General features: G+C 45.4%; 1 rRNA gene. It reads left to right on the top strand.

Going from position 1 to position 395, the window contains the following annotated elements:
- Nucleotides 1-251: 251 nt before the first annotated feature.
- Nucleotides 252-367: ribosomal RNA gene (gene rrf, locus AC1DCY_RS27830) — 5S ribosomal RNA — on the top strand.
- Nucleotides 368-395: the final 28 nt, after the last annotated feature.

The following is a 395-nucleotide window of genomic DNA, read 5'->3' as shown; positions in this document are numbered from 1 at the left end:
TTCGAGGTGGAAGTGTGGTGACACATGGAGCTGACGAATACTAATCGATCGAGGACTTAACCAAAAAAGTTTGAAACATTCAATGCACCGTTTATCCAGTTTTGAAAGAATAATTCTTTYAACCAAGGGTTTCAAGATACGAGTAGTTCGAGGAAGCGATGGAGAGAAGGAAGGAGCGTACTCAAGTACGTGACTGACTGAACGACAGAAGCAGACGAAGAAATACGATGTATATTGAAAGCCGTTAATAGTCTAGTGATGATGGCAAAGAGGTCACACCCGTTCCCATACCGAACACGGAAGTTAAGCTCTTTAGCGCCGATGGTAGTTGGGGGCTTCCCCCTGTGAGAGTAGGACATCGCTAGGCATAATACCCAGGAGGATTAGCTCAGCTG

The organism is Lysinibacillus sp. 10T31, from assembly GCF_056394365.1.
Note: the sequence above shows the minus strand (reverse complement) of the source record. Positions and strands in the feature narration are given on the sequence as shown.